Raw genomic sequence first — 17498 nt, 5'->3', positions numbered from 1 at the left:
CTGGGTCCGGACACGGGCCCGGCGCGGCACGCGAGACGCGCGTGTTCCCTCGACAGGCCGCGCCTCGTGCCGCGGGCACATATCAGGAAGAGACATGGTCAACAAGATTTTCGAATCGCTTCAGTCGGCGGTCGCCGACGTTCACGACGGCGCGACGATCATGATCGGCGGCTTCGGCACGGCGGGCATGCCGTCCGAGCTGATCGACGCGCTGATCGAGCAGGGCGCGCGCGACCTGACGATCGTCAACAACAACGCGGGCAACGGCGAGACCGGTCTCGCCGCGCTGCTGAAGGCGAAGCGGGTGCGCAAGATCATCTGCTCGTTCCCGCGCCAGAGCGATTCGCAGGTGTTCGACGCGCTGTACCGCGCGGGCGAGATCGAGCTCGAGCTGGTGCCGCAGGGCAACCTCGCCGAGCGCATCCGCGCGGCGGGCGCCGGCATCGGCGGCTTCTTCACGCCGACCGGCTACGGCACGAAGCTTGCCGAAGGCAAGGAAACGCGCGAGATCGACGGCAAGCTCTACGTGCTCGAGAAGCCGATCCACGCGGATTTCGCGCTCGTGAAGGCGTACAAGGGCGACCGCTGGGGCAACCTCGTCTACCGCAAGACCGCGCGCAACTTCGGGCCGATCATGGCCAGCGCGGCGAAGGTGTCGATCGTCCAGGTGTCGGAAGTCGTGCCGCTCGGCGGGCTGAACCCGGAGCACATCGTGACGCCGGGCATTTTCGTGCAGCGGATCGTCGAAGTGCCGCAGGCCGCGCATGCGGCCGAGCTGGCCGCCGAACGCGCCGCGTCCCAAGCTGCCTGATTCGAGGAAAACCGACATGAAACGACTGACCCGCGATGAAATGGCCAAGCGCGTCGCCCAGGACATTCCCGAAGGCGCGTACGTGAACCTCGGCATCGGCGTGCCGACGCTGGTGGGCAACCACCTCGACCCGAGCAAGGAAATCTTCCTGCACAGCGAGAACGGCCTGCTCGGCATGGGCCCGGCGCCCGCGCCCGGCGACGAAGACGACGAGCTGATCAACGCCGGCAAGCAGCACGTGACGCTGCTCACGGGCGGCGCGTATTTCCACCACGCCGATTCGTTCGCGATGATGCGCGGCGGCCATCTCGACTATTGCGTGCTCGGCGCGTTCCAGGTGTCCGCGACGGGCGACCTCGCGAACTGGCACACCGGCGCGCCGGATGCGATTCCGGCTGTCGGCGGCGCGATGGACCTCGCGATCGGCGCGAAGCAGGTGTTCGTGATGATGGAGCACCTGACGAAGCAGGGCGAGAGCAAGATCGTCGCGCAATGCTCGTATCCGGTCACGGGCATCAATTGCGTGAGCCGCATCTATACGGACCTCGCCGTGCTCGACGTGACGCGCGACGGCCTCGTGGTGACGGAGATCTTCACCGACCTGTCGTTCGACGCGCTGCAGGAGCTGACCGGCGTGCCGCTGATCGACGCGACCCGCAAGGCTGCGGCCTGAACCGGATGCCGGCGTGCACGCCCGCGCACGCCGGCGCGCTTCGTTGGACAATAAGCGCACCCTGTATCCCGACCTGACGCCATGCTCGAAGACAGCGCCCGCCTGACCTCCCTCATCTGCGGCACCGAGCCGCTCAACCGGATCTGGTCCCCTCGCGCGACGATCCAGCGCATGCTCGACGTCGAGGCGGCGCTCGCGCGCGCGCTCGCCGCGCAGCAGGTGATTCCCGCTGCCGCGGTCGCGCCGATCGAACGCGCGTGCGACGCGGGCCGGCTCGACGCCGACGCGCTCGCGCGCGATGCCGCGCTCGGCGGCAACCTCGCGATTCCGCTCGTCAAGCAGCTCACCGCGCGTGTGAAGGCCGACGACCCCGAAGCCGCGAAATTCGTGCACTGGGGCGCGACGAGCCAGGACATCATCGATACCGCGACGGTCATGCAGCTGCGCGACACGCTCGACGTGCTCGAACCGCTGCTCGACACGGCCTGCGCGTCGCTTGCCGAGCTCGCGCGCACGCATCGCGCGACGCCGGCGATCGGCCGCACGTGGCTGCAGCAGGCGCTGCCGATCACGCTCGGCCTGAAGTTCGCGCAATGGCTCGACGCGCTGCTGCGTCACCGTGCGCGTTTCGCCGAGCTGCGCGCGCGAGCGCTGGTGCTGCAGTTCGGCGGCGCGGCGGGCACGCTCGCGAGCCTGCGCGAGCATGCGCAGGGCGTTGCGGCCGCGCTCGCCGATGACCTGAAGCTCGCACTGCCGGCGGTGCCGTGGCATACGCAGCGCGACCGCATCGCCGAGGCGGCCGCGTGCTTCGGCATGCTGACCGGCACGCTCGGCAAGATCGCGCGCGACGTGTCGCTGCAGATGCAGACCGAAGTCGGCGAGCTCGGCGAACCGGCCGCGGCCGGCAAGGGCGGCTCGTCGACGATGCCGCACAAGCGCAACCCGGTCGGCTGCGCGGCCGTGCTGACGGCTGCGGTGCGCGCGCCGGGCCTCGTCGCGACGGTGTTCGCGGGGATGGTCCAGGAGCACGAGCGCGCGCTCGGCGGCTGGCAGGCCGAATGGGATGCGCTGCCCGACCTCGCGCGCCTGACGGGCGGCGCGCTCGCGCAGATCGCGCAGATCGTCGCGGGCCTCGACGTCAATACCGAACGCCTGGCCGCCAATCTCGACCTGACGCGCGGCCTGATTCTCGGCGAGGCGGTGATGCTCGCGCTCGGCGACAAGATCGGCCGGCTCGATGCGCACCATGTGGTCGAACAGGCGTCGAAGGAGGCGGTGCGCAGCGACGCGACGCTGTTCGACGTGCTCGCCGCCGATCCGGCCGTGTCCGCCCATCTGTCGCGCGACGCGCTCGCAAGCCTGCTCGATCCCGCCCATTACGTCGGCGAGGCGCATGCCTATGTCGATGCCGTGCTTGCCGCTTGCGCGAGCGCGAACCTTCAAGGAGAACACTGATGCCTTTCGCCACTGTCAACGGCGTGCAACTGCATTACCGGATCGATCGCGCCGCGCGCGACGACGCGCCGTGGCTCGTCTTCTCGAACTCGCTCGGCGCCGACCTGCAGATGTGGGCGCCGCAGATCCGCCCGCTCGCGCAGCACTTCAACATCCTGCGCTACGACACGCGCGGCCACGGCCATTCGGCCGCGCCGGCCGGCTCGTACACGATCGACCAGCTCGCGGGCGACGTGATCGGCCTGCTCGATCACGTCGGCATCGCACGCGCGCATTTCTGCGGGATCTCGATGGGCGGCCTGACGGGCGCGGCGCTCGCCGCGCGCTTCCCGGCGCGGATCGGTCGCGCGGTGCTCGCGAACACGGCCGCGAAGATCGGCTCGCCGGAAGTGTGGGCGCCGCGCGCGCAGAAGGCGCGCACCGAAGGGATGACGGCACTCGCCGACGCGGTGCTGCCGCGCTGGTTCACGACCGCGTTCGTCGAGCGCGAGCCGCGCCTGATCGACGCGATTCGCGACACGTTCGTGCATACCGACCAGGACGGCTATGCGGCGAACTGCGACGCGCTGAACGCGGCCGACCTGCGCGACGAAGTGAAGGGCATCGCGCTGCCGGTGCTCGTCGTGACGGGCGTGCACGACATGTCGACGCCGCCCGACCAGGGCCGCGCGCTCGCGACGGCGATTCCCGGCGCGAAGCACGTCGAATTCGACGCCGCGCACATCTCGAACATCGAGTGCACCGACGGCTTCAACCGCGCGCTGCTCGATTTCCTGACCGCCTGAGGAGCCCGCGATGGATGACCAGCAACGATACGAAGCGGGGATGAAGGTGCGCCGCGCGGTGCTCGGCGACGCGCACGTCGACCGTTCGATCGAGAACCGCACCGAGGTGACCGAGGAATTCCAGAACCTGATCACGCGCTATGCATGGGGCGAGATCTGGACGCGCGACGGGCTGCCGCGCCACACGCGCAGCCTGCTGACGATCGCGATGATGGTCGCGCTGAACCGTGGCGAGGAGCTCGCGCTGCATCTGCGCGCGGCGCGCAACAACGGCGTGACGCGCGACGAGATCAAGGAAGTGCTGCTGCAGACCGCGATCTACTGTGGCGTGCCGGCGGCGAACTCGGCGTTCCATCTCGCGGACAGGATCTTCAAGGAGCAGGACGGGGCCGCCTAGGACGGCTGGCCAGGTGCGCCTGGCTGACGAACTGCCGGATGCCGACGACGAGGCCCGTGCAAACGGGCTTAAAAAAAACGTGCCGACAGTGCATCGGCGCGCAGCGCATCGTTCCGGATGTGCAAGCAAAGGAGGGCGCGGCCGATGAGCCGCGTCGTTTATATATCAGGAGACTAGCGATGAATCGCGCCCCGGTCGTCAACGTACAGACCTTCATCAACGAACAGCCGTTCGGCGGCTTCCAGTGGCTCATCTTCCTCATGTGTTTCGTGATCGTCCTGCTGGACGGTTTCGACACCGCCGCGATCGGCTTCATTGCCCCGTCGCTGTTGACCGAATGGCATCTCACCAAGCCCGATCTCGCGCCCGTGCTCAGCGCCGCGCTGTTCGGCCTCGCGTGCGGCGCGCTCGTGTCGGGCCCGCTGTCCGATCGCCTCGGGCGCCGCGCGCTGCTGCTCGGCTCGGTGTTCCTGTTCGGCGCGGCGTGTCTCGTTTCCGCGTTCTCGTCCGGCATCGAACAGCTGACGGTCCTGCGTTTCGTGACCGGCGTCGGCCTGGGCGCGGCGATGCCGAACGCCGTCACGATGATGGGCGAGTTCTGCCCGGACCAGCGCCGCGCGACCGTGATCAACCTGATGTTCTGCGGCTTTCCGCTCGGCGCCGCGTTCGGCGGTTTCCTCGCCGCGTGGATGATTCCGCATTTCGGCTGGCGCAGCGTGCTGATGCTGGGCGGCGTGACGCCGTTGCTGCTCGGCGTCCTGTTGCTCGTCAAGATGCCGGAATCGGTGCGCTTCATGGTCGCGAACAGCCAGCCCGTCGAGCGCATCCGCGCGACGCTGGCGCGCATTTCGCGCGACGCGCTGAACGCCGCCTCGTTCGTGATGACGGAGACGGCGCCGCAGACGGGCGGCAAGGGCATCGGCGTCGTGCTGTCGCGCTCGTACGTCGTCGGTTCCGTGATGCTGTGGCTGGCCTACTTCATGGGCCTCGTGATCTTCTACGCGTCGATCAACTGGATGCCGATCCTGCTGAAGGAGGCCGGCCTGACCCCGAAAAGCGCGACGCTGATCTCGGCGCTGTTCCCGCTGGGCGGCGTCGGCGCCGTGCTGTGCGGCGTGCTGATGGACCGTTTCAATGCGAACCGTGTGATTGCCGTGTGCTATGCGCTGACGGCCGTCAGCGTGTACGCGATCGGGCAGGCGGTCGGCAATGTCGGGCTGCTCGTGCTGATCGTGTTCGTCGCCGGCGTGCTGATGAACACCGCGCAATCGTCGATGCCCGCGCTGGCGGCGGCGTTCTATCCGACCGAGGGGCGCGGCACCGGCGTCGCGTGGATGCTCGGCGTCGGGCGCTTCGGCGGGATTGCCGGCTCGTTTCTCGTCGCCGAGCTGACGCGCCGCCACTTCACGTTCGCGGGCGTGTTCGCGACGATCGCCGTTGCAGGCGTGCTGTCCTGCGTCGCGCTGCTGATCAAGCAGACCGCGCGGCCGTATGAGGCCGCGCCGTCGTCGGGCAACGCGGAGCCGCTCGGGCATTGATCGAGGAAGAGCGGGGGCGCTGCCGGGTGGTAGCGCCGGGCAGTGCCGCTATTCTTCCGCGTCGTGCTCCTTGACGAAGTTGCGCAGATACGCGAGCAGTGCGGCATCGCGGCTGCGATGATCTGCGAGGTTGGGGGCGCCCACGTCGTCCTCCTCGCCGAACAGGCTCGGCGGCGCGCTATACGTGCCGACCTCGATGTCCTCGCGCAGAATCCGGATATGGTGGGTCTCCTGGTGATATTCGGCGACCCAGTGCATTCCTTCTATGTGCTCGCCTGCTCTCAGCGTTGGCTTCATCGGTTGTCTCCCGACAGCAGCGGCTCTACCGGCGGAGCGGTTTGGCACGCCCGGAATCCAAGCGTACGCCAGCGTGCCGTGAATCTCAACGAGCGCGCTTGTTGCCGCTCATTGCGGCAGCAGGTGCGCGACGAGCGGATACAGGGACAGAATCAGCAGCACGGCCATCGTGACGTTGAACATGCGCAGCGCGCGCGGGTTCGACAGGAAATGTCGGAGGCCCTGGCCGAACGCCGCCCACAGGCAGATGCATGGAAAGCCGATCAGGATGAACACGACGGCCATCCACGCGGCGTTCATCCCGTAGTCGGCGGACAGCCGGACCGTCGTCGCGGCGGTCAGCACCATCATCCATGCCTTCGGATTGACCCACTGGAACGCGGCGGCTTCGACGAACGTCATCGGCCGCGCCTTGCCGCCGTGCGCGCTGACCTCGCCGGACGTGCCGATCCGCCACGCGAGATACAGCAGGTACGCGACGCTCGCGATCTCGAGGATCGTGTACAGCGTCGGGACGCGCTTGAACGCCTCGCCGAGACCGAAGCCGACGCACAGCATCAGGATCGCGACGCCGATGCTGATGCCGAACAGATGCGGCATCGTGCGGCGGAAGCCGAAATTGACGCCGGACGCGAGCAGCATCGTGTTGTTCGGGCCGGGCGTGATCGACGTGACGAGCGCGAACAGCATGCCGGCGGGCAGCGCGCTCAGGGTGAGGAATTCCATTGCGTGACTCTCCATCGGTGAGGCGGGGGGATGGAGGCAGTCTAGCGACAGTTGTCTGTACAGTACCGGTACAGTTGGTTTGACGGATGCCGGTACGGAGAGGGGGCGTGGTGATGATGATGTTGTGCTGGTTGTTGTCTCTCAGAAAAGATGTCCGCAGTCTCAATAAGTTGTCTTTGAATAAAAGGCAATGATTCTCGCTCAATTGATGCGTTCTGCTCTTGGATTAGAGAAATATTCGGTAAAAATGCTGCCATGAATTGGTTCGTGGCAATATTCGACCAGGGATGCCTGTCGCAGTCGGCCGCCTTAGACGGCACTCAACCGCCAATCCGCTCCTGAGGTCCGTCTGCGTGAACTTGCGGCGGAGTTGATGTTCCGTCGGCACACCGAACCCCGAGCAGCATGCAATTACGTTTTGACTGCCTCGCGCAGTGTTTCGCTATTCGAGGAGGTAATTGCCCCGAACCGCTGAATCATTGAGGTTCCGGACACCCCTGTTGGGAGTGTCGACAATTTTCCGCGTCTAGAAGGTCGTCCTCTCGCGATCGACAAAACAGGAGCCTGCCATTTGTCTAGCCCTAGCCAACATTTCACGCATGGGCATCCAACTTTGGAGGGCAAGTCGAGCCAGCACAGTAGGGTCTCGAATGTGAACACGACGCTAGTCGGCACGAGGCGATTCGAAACAAGCTGGCGACCTGGGCTTTTCTCACGGCGCAACGTGGCAGGCATCAGCAGCGGATCGATCGCTGCCCACAACTGCCCCTTGATGATCGGCGTGCCCATCTCCTCCGTCTCGCTTGTTCCGATGCCTGCTAACAACTCGCGGCGAAATTTGACAACCCTATATGACCCCCTCTAAAACCGCTTCTCGCCTTGTCTCGATCCATGCGCTCGAGCAGTCGCGACCGGTCATGCGCCAGAGAAATGCCAGTCGCTTCTGATTAGCCGGGACACTGATCATGCTGAGTTTCCCCCTGTTATTTTTAACAGCCAATCATTACGTTTTCTAAACAATTATTACTAAAACATTATTTATTCACATTGTTGCGGAGCCGCAAAAACTCATGTAGATTGCGCAGGTAGACAGATCTGTATATTGCGGCGAGAAATCGGGAATGCGTAAATCGCTCGCCATGCAGTTCAGTATCAATAAAATCATTCATAATCCTCTGAGAGAAACGTGATGAGTACGGGTCGTGCACCATCCATGGGCAAAGCTGTGCCTTTCACAATTGCAGTGATCGGCTGCGGTCCTCGTGGCATATCCGTCTTGGAGCGGATTGCGGCGAGATTGGCGAATGAACGCGATGCTTCGCCGGTCATTGGCGATATTTGCATATACGTGGTTGACGCGCATGAAATCGGTGGCGGTCGCATTTGGCGTCCGGACCAGCCCAGTTGGTTACTCATGAACACCCCAGCAAAGGAAACAACAATATTTTCCGGTCCACCGGACGGCGGCGACGTTCGCCCGATGGCGGGTCCATCACTGGCTGAATGGTGGGCTGAGGTCGATTCTGATAATGCCGAGCCAAATGGCCTGGCACCACGATACGTATATGGTAAATATCTTAAATTTGCCTTTGATCGAATAATAAATGACCTGTCGCGTCATGCGGATGTCCGTGTGATTACGGATGCTGTCATCGATGTACAAAAAAGCGATGGAAGGCGAACTGTCATGCTTTCCGATCGTTCTACATTTGATGCAGACAAAGTTGTACTCGCTACTGGTCATCCTGTTCCGGAATTGAGTGCCTCACAGCTGGAGTTTTCTCTCTTTGCAAGGCAGCATCCCGGTTTGAGGTACATCGAAGGAAATTCGGCCGCGGATATGCAACTTTCTGCGATTCAGCCGGGAGAGAGAGTAGGCGTCATTGGCTGTGGCCTCGCGTTCTACGACGTTATGGCTAGCCTCACCGAGGGGCGTGGCGGTCGGTACGAAACTGCAGCTGATGGTGATCTGGTCTACATTCCGAGCGGCAAGGAGCCGAGAATTCATGCCGGATCGCGTAGCGGAGTTCCGTTTCCGGCTCGCGCCACGAATGAAAAAGCCGCTGACTATCAATACACGCCACGGTTGCTCACCGAGTCGAGAATGCAGCAGATTCGACTGGCTCGAGTGGCAACCAAACTGGATTTCCGTCGGGACGTCCTGCCGTGGCTCGAGGGCGAGATGCAACTGGTCTATTTCGCATGCATTCTCAGGGAGACCCGAGGTCGAGTGCACGCGAGTGGATTTGTCGATGAGGCCGTGAACAACGTCGGCGAGGATATCGATGCACTCCTACCGAAGGACATCATCCGAAAGACCGCCGAATCGTTCGGTGCTCACGGAATCGAAGGAGTAGACCTGGAAAAATGGTCTCGGCCTTTTGGTGGCAGATTGTTTCGTAATGCGAAAGAATATTCGAATGACCTGGAGAAATGGATTCGAAACGATATCGAGAATGCGGGGAAAGGCAATGTCAGAGGGGCCGTCAAGGCAGCCACTGACGTATTGAGAGACATCCGTCCGATCCTAAAATATGCAGTCGACTATGCCGGGCTGACCCCTGTTTCCCACCAACACGATTTTCTCGGTTCGTTTGTCGCGATCTATTCGATGCTGTCGGCGGGACCGCCGGCGGTGCGATTGAAGCAAGTCCTCGCACTCATCCGCGCGAATATCCTGACTTTTGCAGGGCCGAAGGCAGAATTTTCGGTGTCCGCCGCGGAGAAAGCGTTCGTCGTGTCGTCACCTCAGGTATCGGGTGATGTGTTTAGGGCGAGCACGTTAGTCGACGCACGGATCCCTCCTCAGAACGTACACGCCGATAGTTCACCTCTATTTCGGAATTTGCTTGCGTCTGGAACCGTGACAAGTTTTACGAATTCGCTTGATCAAGACACATTCGATACAGGCGGTGTGGCCGTGACGCGCGCACCGTTCAATGCAATGTCGAAAGAAGGACCGGACAGCGCGATCCATGTGATCGGGATTCCAGTCGAGCACACACGTTGGCTCATGCAGTTTGGGTCTGGGCGACCTGGTCCTTGGGGTCAGTTTACGAAGGATGCTGACGCGGTAGCCGAAAGTGTCATTGCTGCGTTTCTGGATACGTTGGCCGCCACAAATACTCCGGTCGTTACCGATAATGAAAAGGAGCATGTCGATGTCTGAGATGAAAAGCGGGGCCGAGAAGCAGAAAATTCTGGTTGTCGGTGGAACGTCGGGAATCGGCCTGGCCGCTGCACGGGCATTCGCCATGGGTGGTGCCGACGTTACTGTCATGTCGAGATCGGCTGCGAGTATTGATCGTTCGCTTCCGATCATCGGTGCCAATGCGTCAGGCGCTGTGGTGGATGTTTGCGATGATGAAAGCGTTGCCGATGCGATCGCGTCGTTGGATGCGTTCGATCATGTAGTAGTTACTACTGCGTCCACGCCGCTTCCTACAGGGAGTATCAAGTCGATTCCTCTCGACCGAGCGTATGGTGCGATGAACTCAAAATTCTGGGGTGCTTATCGAATCGCCAGAGATGTAAAAATCAATCAGGGCGGGTCGTTGACGTTCGTGTCGGGAATTCTTGCGTCGAGGCCTACGAAGACTACTGCGCTTATCGGAGCAATCAACGCGGCATTGGAGAGCCTGGCAAAAGGGTTGGCGCTCGAGCGGGCTCCTGTTCGCGTGAACGTGGTGTCGCCTGGAATACTTGGCAATGCGTCGATGTTGGTACATCTGAACGAGGAAGAACGAAAAAGTATTGGTGCGCGTCTCCCCGTCGAGAAAATCGGCACTCCAGAGCTTGTAGCAGATGCAATTGTATTCTTGGCGAATCACAAGCACATCACGGGTACGACATTGGTCGTCGATGGAGGAGGTTCCCTTGTCTGACAATAGTCTCTTTACGTCCACGATCGAAGAAGCCGATGCTCAGTCGCGAGAAATCGTCAAGTCGCGTGCCCTGATCACGGTTTGCATTGGCTTCTTTATGGTCAGCTTGGATGCCACTGTCGTCAATGTTGCGTTGAACAGCCTGCGCCTCAGCCTGCACGTTGGTTTGAGCGGATTGCAGTGGACGGTGGACTCTTACACGCTGGCGTTTGCAGCTCTGCTGCTAAGCGCTGGCGCGCTTGGCGATATCTTCGGGCCCAAGAAAGTATTCAATGTCGGTCTGATCGTTTTCTCGTTGGCATCTGCCTTGTGCGGGCTGTCGACAAGTCTGAGTGCACTGCTTGCGTCACGCGTTCTCCAAGGCGTTGGGGCCGCCCTGCTTGTCGCGACGTCGCTGTCGCTTCTTCAGAAAATATTTGTTGAACCAGCTGACCGCGCGCGTGCGTTCGGAGTTTGGGGGGGGGTCGGTGGCGTGGCAGTGGCCGCCGGTCCGGTGCTCGGTGGTTTCCTCATCTCGACGTTCGGATGGCCCTCCGTATTTCTGGTCAACGTGCCTTTCGGCATCCTTGGCGTGATCCTCTCAACGCGCTATTTGCCGAAGATGCCGGGGGAGGCTCGCCGGATCAACTTTGGGGCACAGTTGCTTTCCGCCGTCGCACTGGGCGCACTCGCGTTTCTGTTCATTTCCGCCGGCGCACATGGATGGTCGAGTCGCGATGTGCAGATCGCGGCGGCCGCGTTCGCAATTGCGACGTGCCTGTTCCTTGCGATTGAACGATTCTCTGCCAATCCGATGTTGCCGCGAGGGATCTTCCGGTCACGAATCTTTTCGGCGGCGACGACTGTGGGGATGATCATCAATTTCGGGTTCTACGGACAGCTGTTTGTACTGAGCCTGTATTTTCAGCAGATCTGCAAATACTCGACGATGGACACGGGCTTGGCACTTCTGCCTCAGGCGATTGTTTGCTCACTTACCGCCTTTTATTGCGGACGAGTCACGGCGCGAACCGGGCCAGGTTTCCCGATGAAAGTCGGCCTGCTTGCCGGTGCGCTCGGCCTATTCGGATTGACCTTCGCAAACGGAAATAGCTCATACGTTTCCGTTCTGATACCGATGCTCGCGGTTGGTTTCGGCATGTCGTTTACTGCGCCGGCGACTGTTGCGGCGGGCATGTCGGCGGCTCCAGCCGGACAGGCCGGTATCGTATCCGGCGTGATCAACGCAGCCCGTCAGAGCGGTAGTGTGATGGGAATCGCTGTCCTTGGAGGTCTGATTGGACTGAGCTCGAATTTCGAATATGGCATGCATCTGGCGTTCGGGGTTGCATCTGTTCTGTTTGCTGGCGCATTGTTGGTTACCGCTTTGCGAATTCGTAAGTAAATTTAACTAATTGTCCATTTTCTTGGATGAGGTTGATTAATATGAATAGCATTACTAATGAATGGATGAAGTACTGGGAGAGTCGGAAAGACGCATTTGCTTCCGAATGTCTCGCAGAGTTGCAGCGATTCGAGACGGCCGCCAGCCATCCTCAGGGCACCCAACAAGACGTGCTTCGAGACGTGATCTCCGTAAGTAAGGATTCGTTGCATTGGCAAGAGTGCGGATACTCAAGCGTGTCGGGGGTCGATGACTATCGCAGCACGTTGCCGATCATGCGCTACGACGATTTCGTCCCCCTCATCGATCGCGAGATTCGTACAAAAGGTGGAGTGCTGACCTGCAGCCCGGTGATGCGATGGCTCAAAACAAGCGGGACGACTGGTACGCCGAAGCGTGTGCCCTATACCCTGCATTGGGTACTGAACTACCGGATCCCGGCAATGAAAGCGATGTGGGGAACCTATAGTCGGCTCCACCCGGAGCTTTTGTCCAATCCCTATGCGACGCTCGATACGCAGACCGTTCGCGAGAATGCGCAGGACTACATCCATGGTGTTCCGTTCCAGGCGGTCAGCAATCGTCATCCACGGATGAACAGCATGGATTGGAATCCGCCGTGGTACGAAGCGCCTTGGTTTTGCGAAAACGCTCCGGTTTCTTTCGAAGACAAGATGTATTGCAGGGTTCGGCACCTCGTGGGAAAGGACCTGTATTTCATCAACGCCATTAATCCAAGTACGTTGCTTTCGCTTCGAGACCACATCGACGCCAGTAAGGAGAAGCTGGTTGCCGATGTCAGGAATGGGACGATCGATGGACAGCCATTGTGCAACGCGGATTCGCACGAGGCCGATCGGCTCGAGAAGGTTCTTGCGAACCCCGGCTTCACGTTGAAGGATATTTGGCCGACCTTGGGTTTGTACGCATGCTGGTTGTCGGCATCCGCTGGCTTGTATCAACAAGCACTGGAAGAAATCTTTCCGGGCGTCGCGCGGCTGCCGTTCATGAGCTGCGGAACGGAAGGGGTGGTTACGATTCCGGTCAGCGAAGACGCATATAGCCAGCCGCTCGCGATCAACCAGGCGTTTTTTGAGTTTGTGGAAGACGACGTACCCTTGGGAGAACTTGTAGAGCGTGGAGAGAAACCGCAGACGCTACTGGCACACCAACTGACGGCGGGAAAGAACTATCACGTGATCATGTCTCAGGCCAACGGGCTCTATCGTCTTTGGACCGGAGATATCTACCACGTAGATCGCGTCGTGGATGGCACGCCGTGGATCCATTTCCTGCATCGCGACGGCGTATTTCATTCGTTCACTGGTGAAAAGCTGACCGAACACCAAGTCACGGCCGCGTTGAGACAGGGCTTTGCAGCAGCGGACCGGCAGATTGGTCTTTATCTGTGCGGCCCACGTTGGGGGCAGCCGCCGAGCTATGTCGTCGTGGCTGAGGCCCGCGGCGCCGATGTCACACTTGGTGCAACCCTCTCGCGCCATGTCGAAAGTGCGTTACAAGACATCAGCATCGAATACGAATCCAAGCGCGTGTCGAACCGCTTGGGGCCGATCGAGGTTCATGTGGTTCCGGAGAACAGCATTCAGGCGTTTGTCGAGAGAAAGCGCCAGAAAGGAAACGCGAACCAATACAAGTACAAGCCGTTCCAGAAAGATACGGAATTTCTTGGCGAACTGTCAGGCCAGTAACGACTACCGGAACATCAAATCATGCTCGAATTGAAGACACATCCCTCCAATCTGCGCAGGGAAATCAGGAAGATTCGTCGTGGCCAGACGGAGCTCGCCATGCACGCGTGGCTGCCTGAAAACCCCAAGGCAGCAGTGTTCTACTTTCATGGGTTGCAGAGCCATGCCGGCTGGCTGTGGGAGGCCGGGCGCCAGTTTGCAAACAACGACGTGTCGGTATTCGTTCTGGACAGGCGCGGGAGCGGGATAAGCGACGGAGATCGAGGCGACATTCCGCCGGCGGAAGTGGTCGTAGCCGACTATGTTGCTGCCCTGAAATGGGTCCGCGAATTCATCGGCGACGATACGCCTCTTTGCTTGTTTGGCCACTGTCTCGGCGGGTCGTTCATGGCGGCCGTGATGCATCACCCGTCATTCGACGTCCCGTACGATGCAGCCATATTTTGTTCCACTTGGCTTGGGAAGTTGCATGCGAGCTTGTCCGAAAGCGAGCTGGAGAAGATTGCGGCAGAAAGCAGCGATGAAATGTGGGATGCAGGGTTGCGTTCTTCGGATTTCACCGACTCCCGACAATATCAAGCATTCATCGACGAGGATGATCTCGCGATCAGGGAGATCACCAAGAGATCGAGGCGTTCGCTGATTGAGATCGAGCGACTGTACGTTGACGCTCAGGGGGATTTGCCTTCGGTTCCGATGGCGTATGTGTCTGGAACATCTGATCCGATTATCGACCTCGAGAGCGCCCACAACGCCTTCCTCAGGATGACGCAATCTCGCGGGTCGGTTCTGAAGTTGCCGACCCACAAGCACTACCTTTTCTACACCGAGGTCAGGCGTGAGCTGATTGACTGGGCGTCAGCGTTCGTTTTACTTCAGGCTCGAGAAGTCTATGCATGATGTCCGCGTCTATCACGTGCAGCAGCCCATGCGGGTTGGGTTCGGCCACCCTGCAGCCACACGCACGACGTCCGAAAGTGTGGTGCTCGAACTGGATCTCTCGGGTTGCGTGGGTCTTGGCGAATGCGCGCCGCGAAGTTACGTCACGGGAGAGACGTGCGTGACTGTTTGTGATGCGTTGAGGAGTCTTCCGCTGGCGCGCATCATCGACGAATTGCTGAGCGAGTCGCCGAATGACATTCTCTATCGCATCAGGCGGCTGGGTATTGAGGCCGCCTTCGATTTCACGGCAGCCAACAACGTTGTATGCATCGTGGAGCTTGCGATTCTTGACTGGATCGGCAAGCGGACCCGGGCTTCATTGAATGCGATGTTGCGTAACGGTGCTTCTTTGGCCGAGAGCAGCGCGCCAATCAAGATATCGCAGGTTCTTGATCAGAATCTGACAGTCAAGGATTTCTTGCGGGAGCGAGGTCCGTTTCATTTCGTCAAGATCAAGGCTCATCGTGATAGAGCGAAAGATCTCGAGACCGTGACAGAGATCAGAAGGGCCATCGGGGGCGACACACCGATCGTCATAGACGCCAATATGAGCTGGAGCCTTATCGAGGCTGTCGAGCACGTGAGAAAGCTTCGTGAAGCCGGATTGACGATGGTTGAAGAGCCATTCGCGAAGAGATCCTGGACCGAATTGCATGAGCTGCGCGTTCAGACGGGGATCTCGATCATGCTCGATGAGTCGATCTCAACGTTAGATGATCTGCGGCGCGCCATAGGTAGCGACAGTTGTGATGCGGTGAATGTACGCGTGTCGAAATGCGGGGGGGTACTCCGGTCCATCGAAATGATCGAGCTCGCCAAGAACTTCGGTATCCAGTTCCAGATCGGTGTGCAGGTCGCCGAGTGCGGGCCGCTGATCCAGGCCGGAAGATTGCTTGCTTCCCTGCACCGAGATGCAATTGCGGTGGAGGGAGGGCAAGCCGATCGCTTCTTCGACAGCATGATCGTTTCTCCTGAGCCGAGTTTTGACAGGGCAAGAAGCACGGTTCCGCCACCAGCCGGATTCGGGTTGGGACTATCGAATTCGACGGAGATTTCCAAGTATCTGGCTTTCGGCTACAGCCGATCAACAGATGAATGGACCGCGACATCCCACTATACCGAGGCTTGACATTCGACATGAAACGCTATTTTTCGGATCTGATCGTAGACTTTCTCAAACAACAAGAAATCGAGTACGTCGCCTTCAACCCCGGTGCCTCCTTCCGGGGAATCCACGACTCGTTGGTGCATCGAGAGGATTCTCCCGAGATCCTTATGGCATGTCATGAGGAGATTGCGGTAGCCATGGCGCACGGCTACTACAAGGCCTGCAATCGACATATGGCAGTGTTCTTGCACGCGAACGTTGGGCTTCTGCACGGATCAATGGCGATCTTTAATGCATGGTGCGACCGGGTGCCACTGTTGCTGATTGGTGGTAACGGGCCGATTGATGCCGCAAAGCGGCGACCGTGGATTGACTGGATCCATACGTCGCAAAACATTGAGGCGGCCGTCAAGGATTTCGTCAAATGGTGCGATCAACCAACCAGTCAGAGGGCAACAGTCGAGTCACTTTATCGAGCCTTCAAGTTGATGAACACGGAGATGCATGCCCCGTGTTACGTGGCTGTCGACTTTGATGTTCAGGAACAGGACGTCGAAAGTGCGGCGCAACTGCTGCCGCCGACCGCGACCACCCCTAGCAGGCTACCGGCAGCCGATGCCCCCTTCATTGAGAATCTGACGGAAAAGCTGCTGTCGGCGCGCATGCCGGTTCTGATCGTTGATTTCAGTGGGCGAGATCCGGCAACCGTCGCGCCGCTCATCTCGTTGGCGGAACGGGTCGGGATGGCGGTGATCGATCGTGGTAATCGATTCAATTTTCCCAATGTTCACCCGTTGAATGTGTCCAACGCACCACCGGACATGCTTAAGGAGGCCGATCTGGTGTTAGCGATCGAAGTCCAGGACCTTGCCGGTGCTTTGGGGGCGTTTCTTCCCGTAACCGACGGTATGCCTTCTATTGAGGATGTCACCGTGATTACGTTAAGCGCGAGCGACACGTTGCCAAGCAAATGGGCTGCCGACTATCAACAGTTTGTCCCGGTTAGCCAGGGCGCGATCGCCGACACTCGGACAACCGTTGAAGCATTGGAACGCTCCGTAGCTGATACCGTCGGCAGACGCGCTCGTCCTGAACGGGAAGAGAGAGTTCGCGCATTGGCGGTACATCACGAGCGCGTGCGGAGGGAATGGGACGCCGGCGCACGGCAACTTCGCGTCGAAGACAACGAGATCCATGTCGCGACGGCAGTGCGAGAGGTATTCCAGGTGGTGAAAGACAGAGACTGGATACTCGCGAATACGGGGAGTCTCACCATCGATGGCTGGGTCAAGAAGCTATGGGATATTGAACGACCGGGTTCCTATCTTGGGCTGAACGGTGGTGCCGGATTGGGATACGGGCTGGGCGCTTCCATCGGGGCGGCAATCGCGCATCGTAACGATGATGTCCTATGCATCGACCTGCAGGCGGATGGCGATTTTCTTTATACACCCAGTGCACTCTGGACATTGAGTTCGTACGACGTTCCGTTGCTGGTCATCGTTATGAACAACAGGTTGTACCTGAATTCAACACAGCATGCTGAACGTATCGCGAAGGCCCGGAATCGCGTTGAGGATCTGTCACACGTTGCGACGAGTTTCTTCGAAACACCAGTCGATTTCGTCAAGATCGCCGAAGGGTTCGGAATCAAGTCGTTTCCTCGCATCGATCGAGCAAGCGAAATCGAGCAAATTGTCGGTGAGGCGGCACATTACGTTGTGACTCAGCGCAAGCCTGCACTAGTCGAAATCCTGATGAAGTAAGCCCCGTGGCTGAAATCGAAAAA

The 17498-nt window shown here is 60.0% G+C and carries 15 protein-coding genes; 13 read left to right on the top strand and 2 right to left on the bottom strand.

The window, feature by feature from the left end; all coding sequences use genetic code 11:
* Window positions 1–94 precede the first annotated feature (94 nt).
* The 6 genes from ACFIMZ_RS34275 to ACFIMZ_RS34250 all read left to right on the top strand — a co-directional run bounded on the left by ACFIMZ_RS34275 (window position 95) and on the right by ACFIMZ_RS34250 (window position 5659).
* Complete coding sequence (locus ACFIMZ_RS34275) at window positions 95–811, top strand: 3-oxoacid CoA-transferase subunit A (RefSeq protein WP_059613633.1); 717 nt, start codon at window positions 95–97, stop codon at window positions 809–811.
* Between the two features lie 16 nt (window positions 812–827).
* Window positions 828–1484, top strand: a complete 657-nt coding sequence (locus tag ACFIMZ_RS34270; protein ID WP_431823836.1) for a 3-oxoacid CoA-transferase subunit B — start codon at window positions 828–830, stop codon at window positions 1482–1484.
* Window positions 1485–1565: 81 nt separating this feature from the next.
* Window positions 1566–2939 carry a 3-carboxy-cis,cis-muconate cycloisomerase gene (locus ACFIMZ_RS34265; RefSeq protein ID WP_431823835.1) on the top strand — a complete coding sequence of 458 codons (1374 nt, stop codon included), beginning with the start codon at window positions 1566–1568 and terminating at the stop codon, window positions 2937–2939.
* Window positions 2939–3724, top strand: coding sequence for a 3-oxoadipate enol-lactonase (gene pcaD / locus ACFIMZ_RS34260; protein ID WP_431823834.1), 786 nt, complete (start codon window positions 2939–2941; stop codon window positions 3722–3724). Before ACFIMZ_RS34265 ends, pcaD begins: the two co-directional genes overlap by 1 nt.
* A 10-nt stretch (window positions 3725–3734) precedes the next feature.
* Window positions 3735–4121 (top strand): 4-carboxymuconolactone decarboxylase, encoded by a 387-nt coding sequence (gene pcaC, locus ACFIMZ_RS34255; RefSeq protein ID WP_059655496.1) that lies wholly within the window; start codon window positions 3735–3737, stop codon window positions 4119–4121.
* Window positions 4122–4300: 179 nt separating this feature from the next.
* Complete coding sequence (locus ACFIMZ_RS34250; protein WP_431823833.1) at window positions 4301–5659, top strand: MFS transporter; 1359 nt, start codon at window positions 4301–4303, stop codon at window positions 5657–5659.
* Window positions 5660–5707: 48 nt separating this feature from the next.
* On the opposite strand, the gene ACFIMZ_RS34245 is transcribed toward ACFIMZ_RS34250, so the two are convergent.
* Together ACFIMZ_RS34245 and ACFIMZ_RS34240 are read right to left on the bottom strand one after the other, a co-directional pair.
* Complete coding sequence (locus ACFIMZ_RS34245) at window positions 5708–5956, bottom strand: hypothetical protein (protein WP_010093371.1); 249 nt, start codon at window positions 5954–5956, stop codon at window positions 5708–5710.
* 108 nt (window positions 5957–6064) lie between these two features.
* Window positions 6065–6682 carry a LysE family translocator gene (locus ACFIMZ_RS34240; protein WP_431823832.1) on the bottom strand — a complete coding sequence of 206 codons (618 nt, stop codon included), beginning with the start codon at window positions 6680–6682 and terminating at the stop codon, window positions 6065–6067.
* Between the two features lie 1213 nt (window positions 6683–7895).
* Here ACFIMZ_RS34240 and ACFIMZ_RS34235 point away from each other — a divergent pair.
* Genes ACFIMZ_RS34235 through ACFIMZ_RS34205 form a run of 7 tightly spaced genes read left to right on the top strand, consistent with a single transcriptional unit; the run spans window position 7896 to window position 17475 of the window.
* A complete protein-coding gene (locus ACFIMZ_RS34235) occupies window positions 7896–9851 on the top strand; it encodes an FAD/NAD(P)-binding protein (protein WP_431823831.1) in 1956 nt (651 codons plus the stop codon).
* A gap of 1 nt (window position 9852) precedes the next feature.
* Complete coding sequence (locus tag ACFIMZ_RS34230) at window positions 9853–10566, top strand: SDR family oxidoreductase (RefSeq protein WP_431825443.1); 714 nt, start codon at window positions 9853–9855, stop codon at window positions 10564–10566.
* Complete coding sequence (locus tag ACFIMZ_RS34225) at window positions 10559–11950, top strand: MFS transporter (RefSeq protein ID WP_431823830.1); 1392 nt, start codon at window positions 10559–10561, stop codon at window positions 11948–11950. The genes ACFIMZ_RS34230 and ACFIMZ_RS34225 overlap by 8 nt, the downstream gene beginning before the upstream one ends.
* A gap of 41 nt (window positions 11951–11991) precedes the next feature.
* Window positions 11992–13659 carry a GH3 family domain-containing protein gene (locus tag ACFIMZ_RS34220; protein ID WP_431823829.1) on the top strand — a complete coding sequence of 556 codons (1668 nt, stop codon included), beginning with the start codon at window positions 11992–11994 and terminating at the stop codon, window positions 13657–13659.
* Window positions 13660–13680: 21 nt separating this feature from the next.
* Window positions 13681–14559 (top strand): alpha/beta hydrolase, encoded by an 879-nt coding sequence (locus ACFIMZ_RS34215; protein WP_431823828.1) that lies wholly within the window; start codon window positions 13681–13683, stop codon window positions 14557–14559.
* Window positions 14552–15730 (top strand): enolase C-terminal domain-like protein, encoded by a 1179-nt coding sequence (locus tag ACFIMZ_RS34210; RefSeq protein ID WP_431823827.1) that lies wholly within the window; start codon window positions 14552–14554, stop codon window positions 15728–15730. The genes ACFIMZ_RS34215 and ACFIMZ_RS34210 overlap by 8 nt, the downstream gene beginning before the upstream one ends.
* Before the next feature lie 8 nt (window positions 15731–15738).
* Window positions 15739–17475: a thiamine pyrophosphate-binding protein gene (locus ACFIMZ_RS34205; protein WP_431823826.1), complete on the top strand. Its 1737-nt coding sequence runs from the start codon at window positions 15739–15741 to the stop codon at window positions 17473–17475.
* The last annotated feature ends 23 nt before the right edge of the window (window positions 17476–17498 follow it).

This window comes from Burkholderia sp. F1, from assembly GCF_050813845.1.
Classification (GTDB): domain Bacteria; phylum Pseudomonadota; class Gammaproteobacteria; order Burkholderiales; family Burkholderiaceae; genus Burkholderia; species Burkholderia ubonensis.
The sequence above is the reverse complement of the archived record's forward strand: the minus strand, read 5'-3'. Positions and strand labels throughout refer to the sequence as shown.

Bases quoted from the DNA above. Each gene is read 5' to 3' on its own strand.
- ACFIMZ_RS34275 (WP_059613633.1), top strand. From the start codon at position 95: ATGGTCAACAAGATTTTCGAATCGCTTCAGTCGGCGGTCGCCGACGTT.
- ACFIMZ_RS34270 (WP_431823836.1), top strand. From the start codon at position 828: ATGAAACGACTGACCCGCGATGAAATGGCCAAGCGCGTCGCCCAGGAC.
- ACFIMZ_RS34265 (WP_431823835.1), top strand. From the start codon at position 1,566: ATGCTCGAAGACAGCGCCCGCCTGACCTCCCTCATCTGCGGCACCGAG.
- pcaD (WP_431823834.1), top strand. From the start codon at position 2,939: ATGCCTTTCGCCACTGTCAACGGCGTGCAACTGCATTACCGGATCGAT.
- pcaC (WP_059655496.1), top strand. From the start codon at position 3,735: ATGGATGACCAGCAACGATACGAAGCGGGGATGAAGGTGCGCCGCGCG.
- ACFIMZ_RS34250 (WP_431823833.1), top strand. From the start codon at position 4,301: ATGAATCGCGCCCCGGTCGTCAACGTACAGACCTTCATCAACGAACAG.
- ACFIMZ_RS34245 (WP_010093371.1), bottom strand. From the start codon at position 5,956: ATGAAGCCAACGCTGAGAGCAGGCGAGCACATAGAAGGAATGCACTGG.
- ACFIMZ_RS34240 (WP_431823832.1), bottom strand. From the start codon at position 6,682: ATGGAATTCCTCACCCTGAGCGCGCTGCCCGCCGGCATGCTGTTCGCG.
- ACFIMZ_RS34235 (WP_431823831.1), top strand. From the start codon at position 7,896: ATGGGCAAAGCTGTGCCTTTCACAATTGCAGTGATCGGCTGCGGTCCT.
- ACFIMZ_RS34230 (WP_431825443.1), top strand. From the start codon at position 9,853: ATGAAAAGCGGGGCCGAGAAGCAGAAAATTCTGGTTGTCGGTGGAACG.
- ACFIMZ_RS34220 (WP_431823829.1), top strand. From the start codon at position 11,992: ATGAATAGCATTACTAATGAATGGATGAAGTACTGGGAGAGTCGGAAA.
- ACFIMZ_RS34215 (WP_431823828.1), top strand. From the start codon at position 13,681: ATGCTCGAATTGAAGACACATCCCTCCAATCTGCGCAGGGAAATCAGG.
- ACFIMZ_RS34210 (WP_431823827.1), top strand. From the start codon at position 14,552: ATGCATGATGTCCGCGTCTATCACGTGCAGCAGCCCATGCGGGTTGGG.
- ACFIMZ_RS34205 (WP_431823826.1), top strand. From the start codon at position 15,739: ATGAAACGCTATTTTTCGGATCTGATCGTAGACTTTCTCAAACAACAA.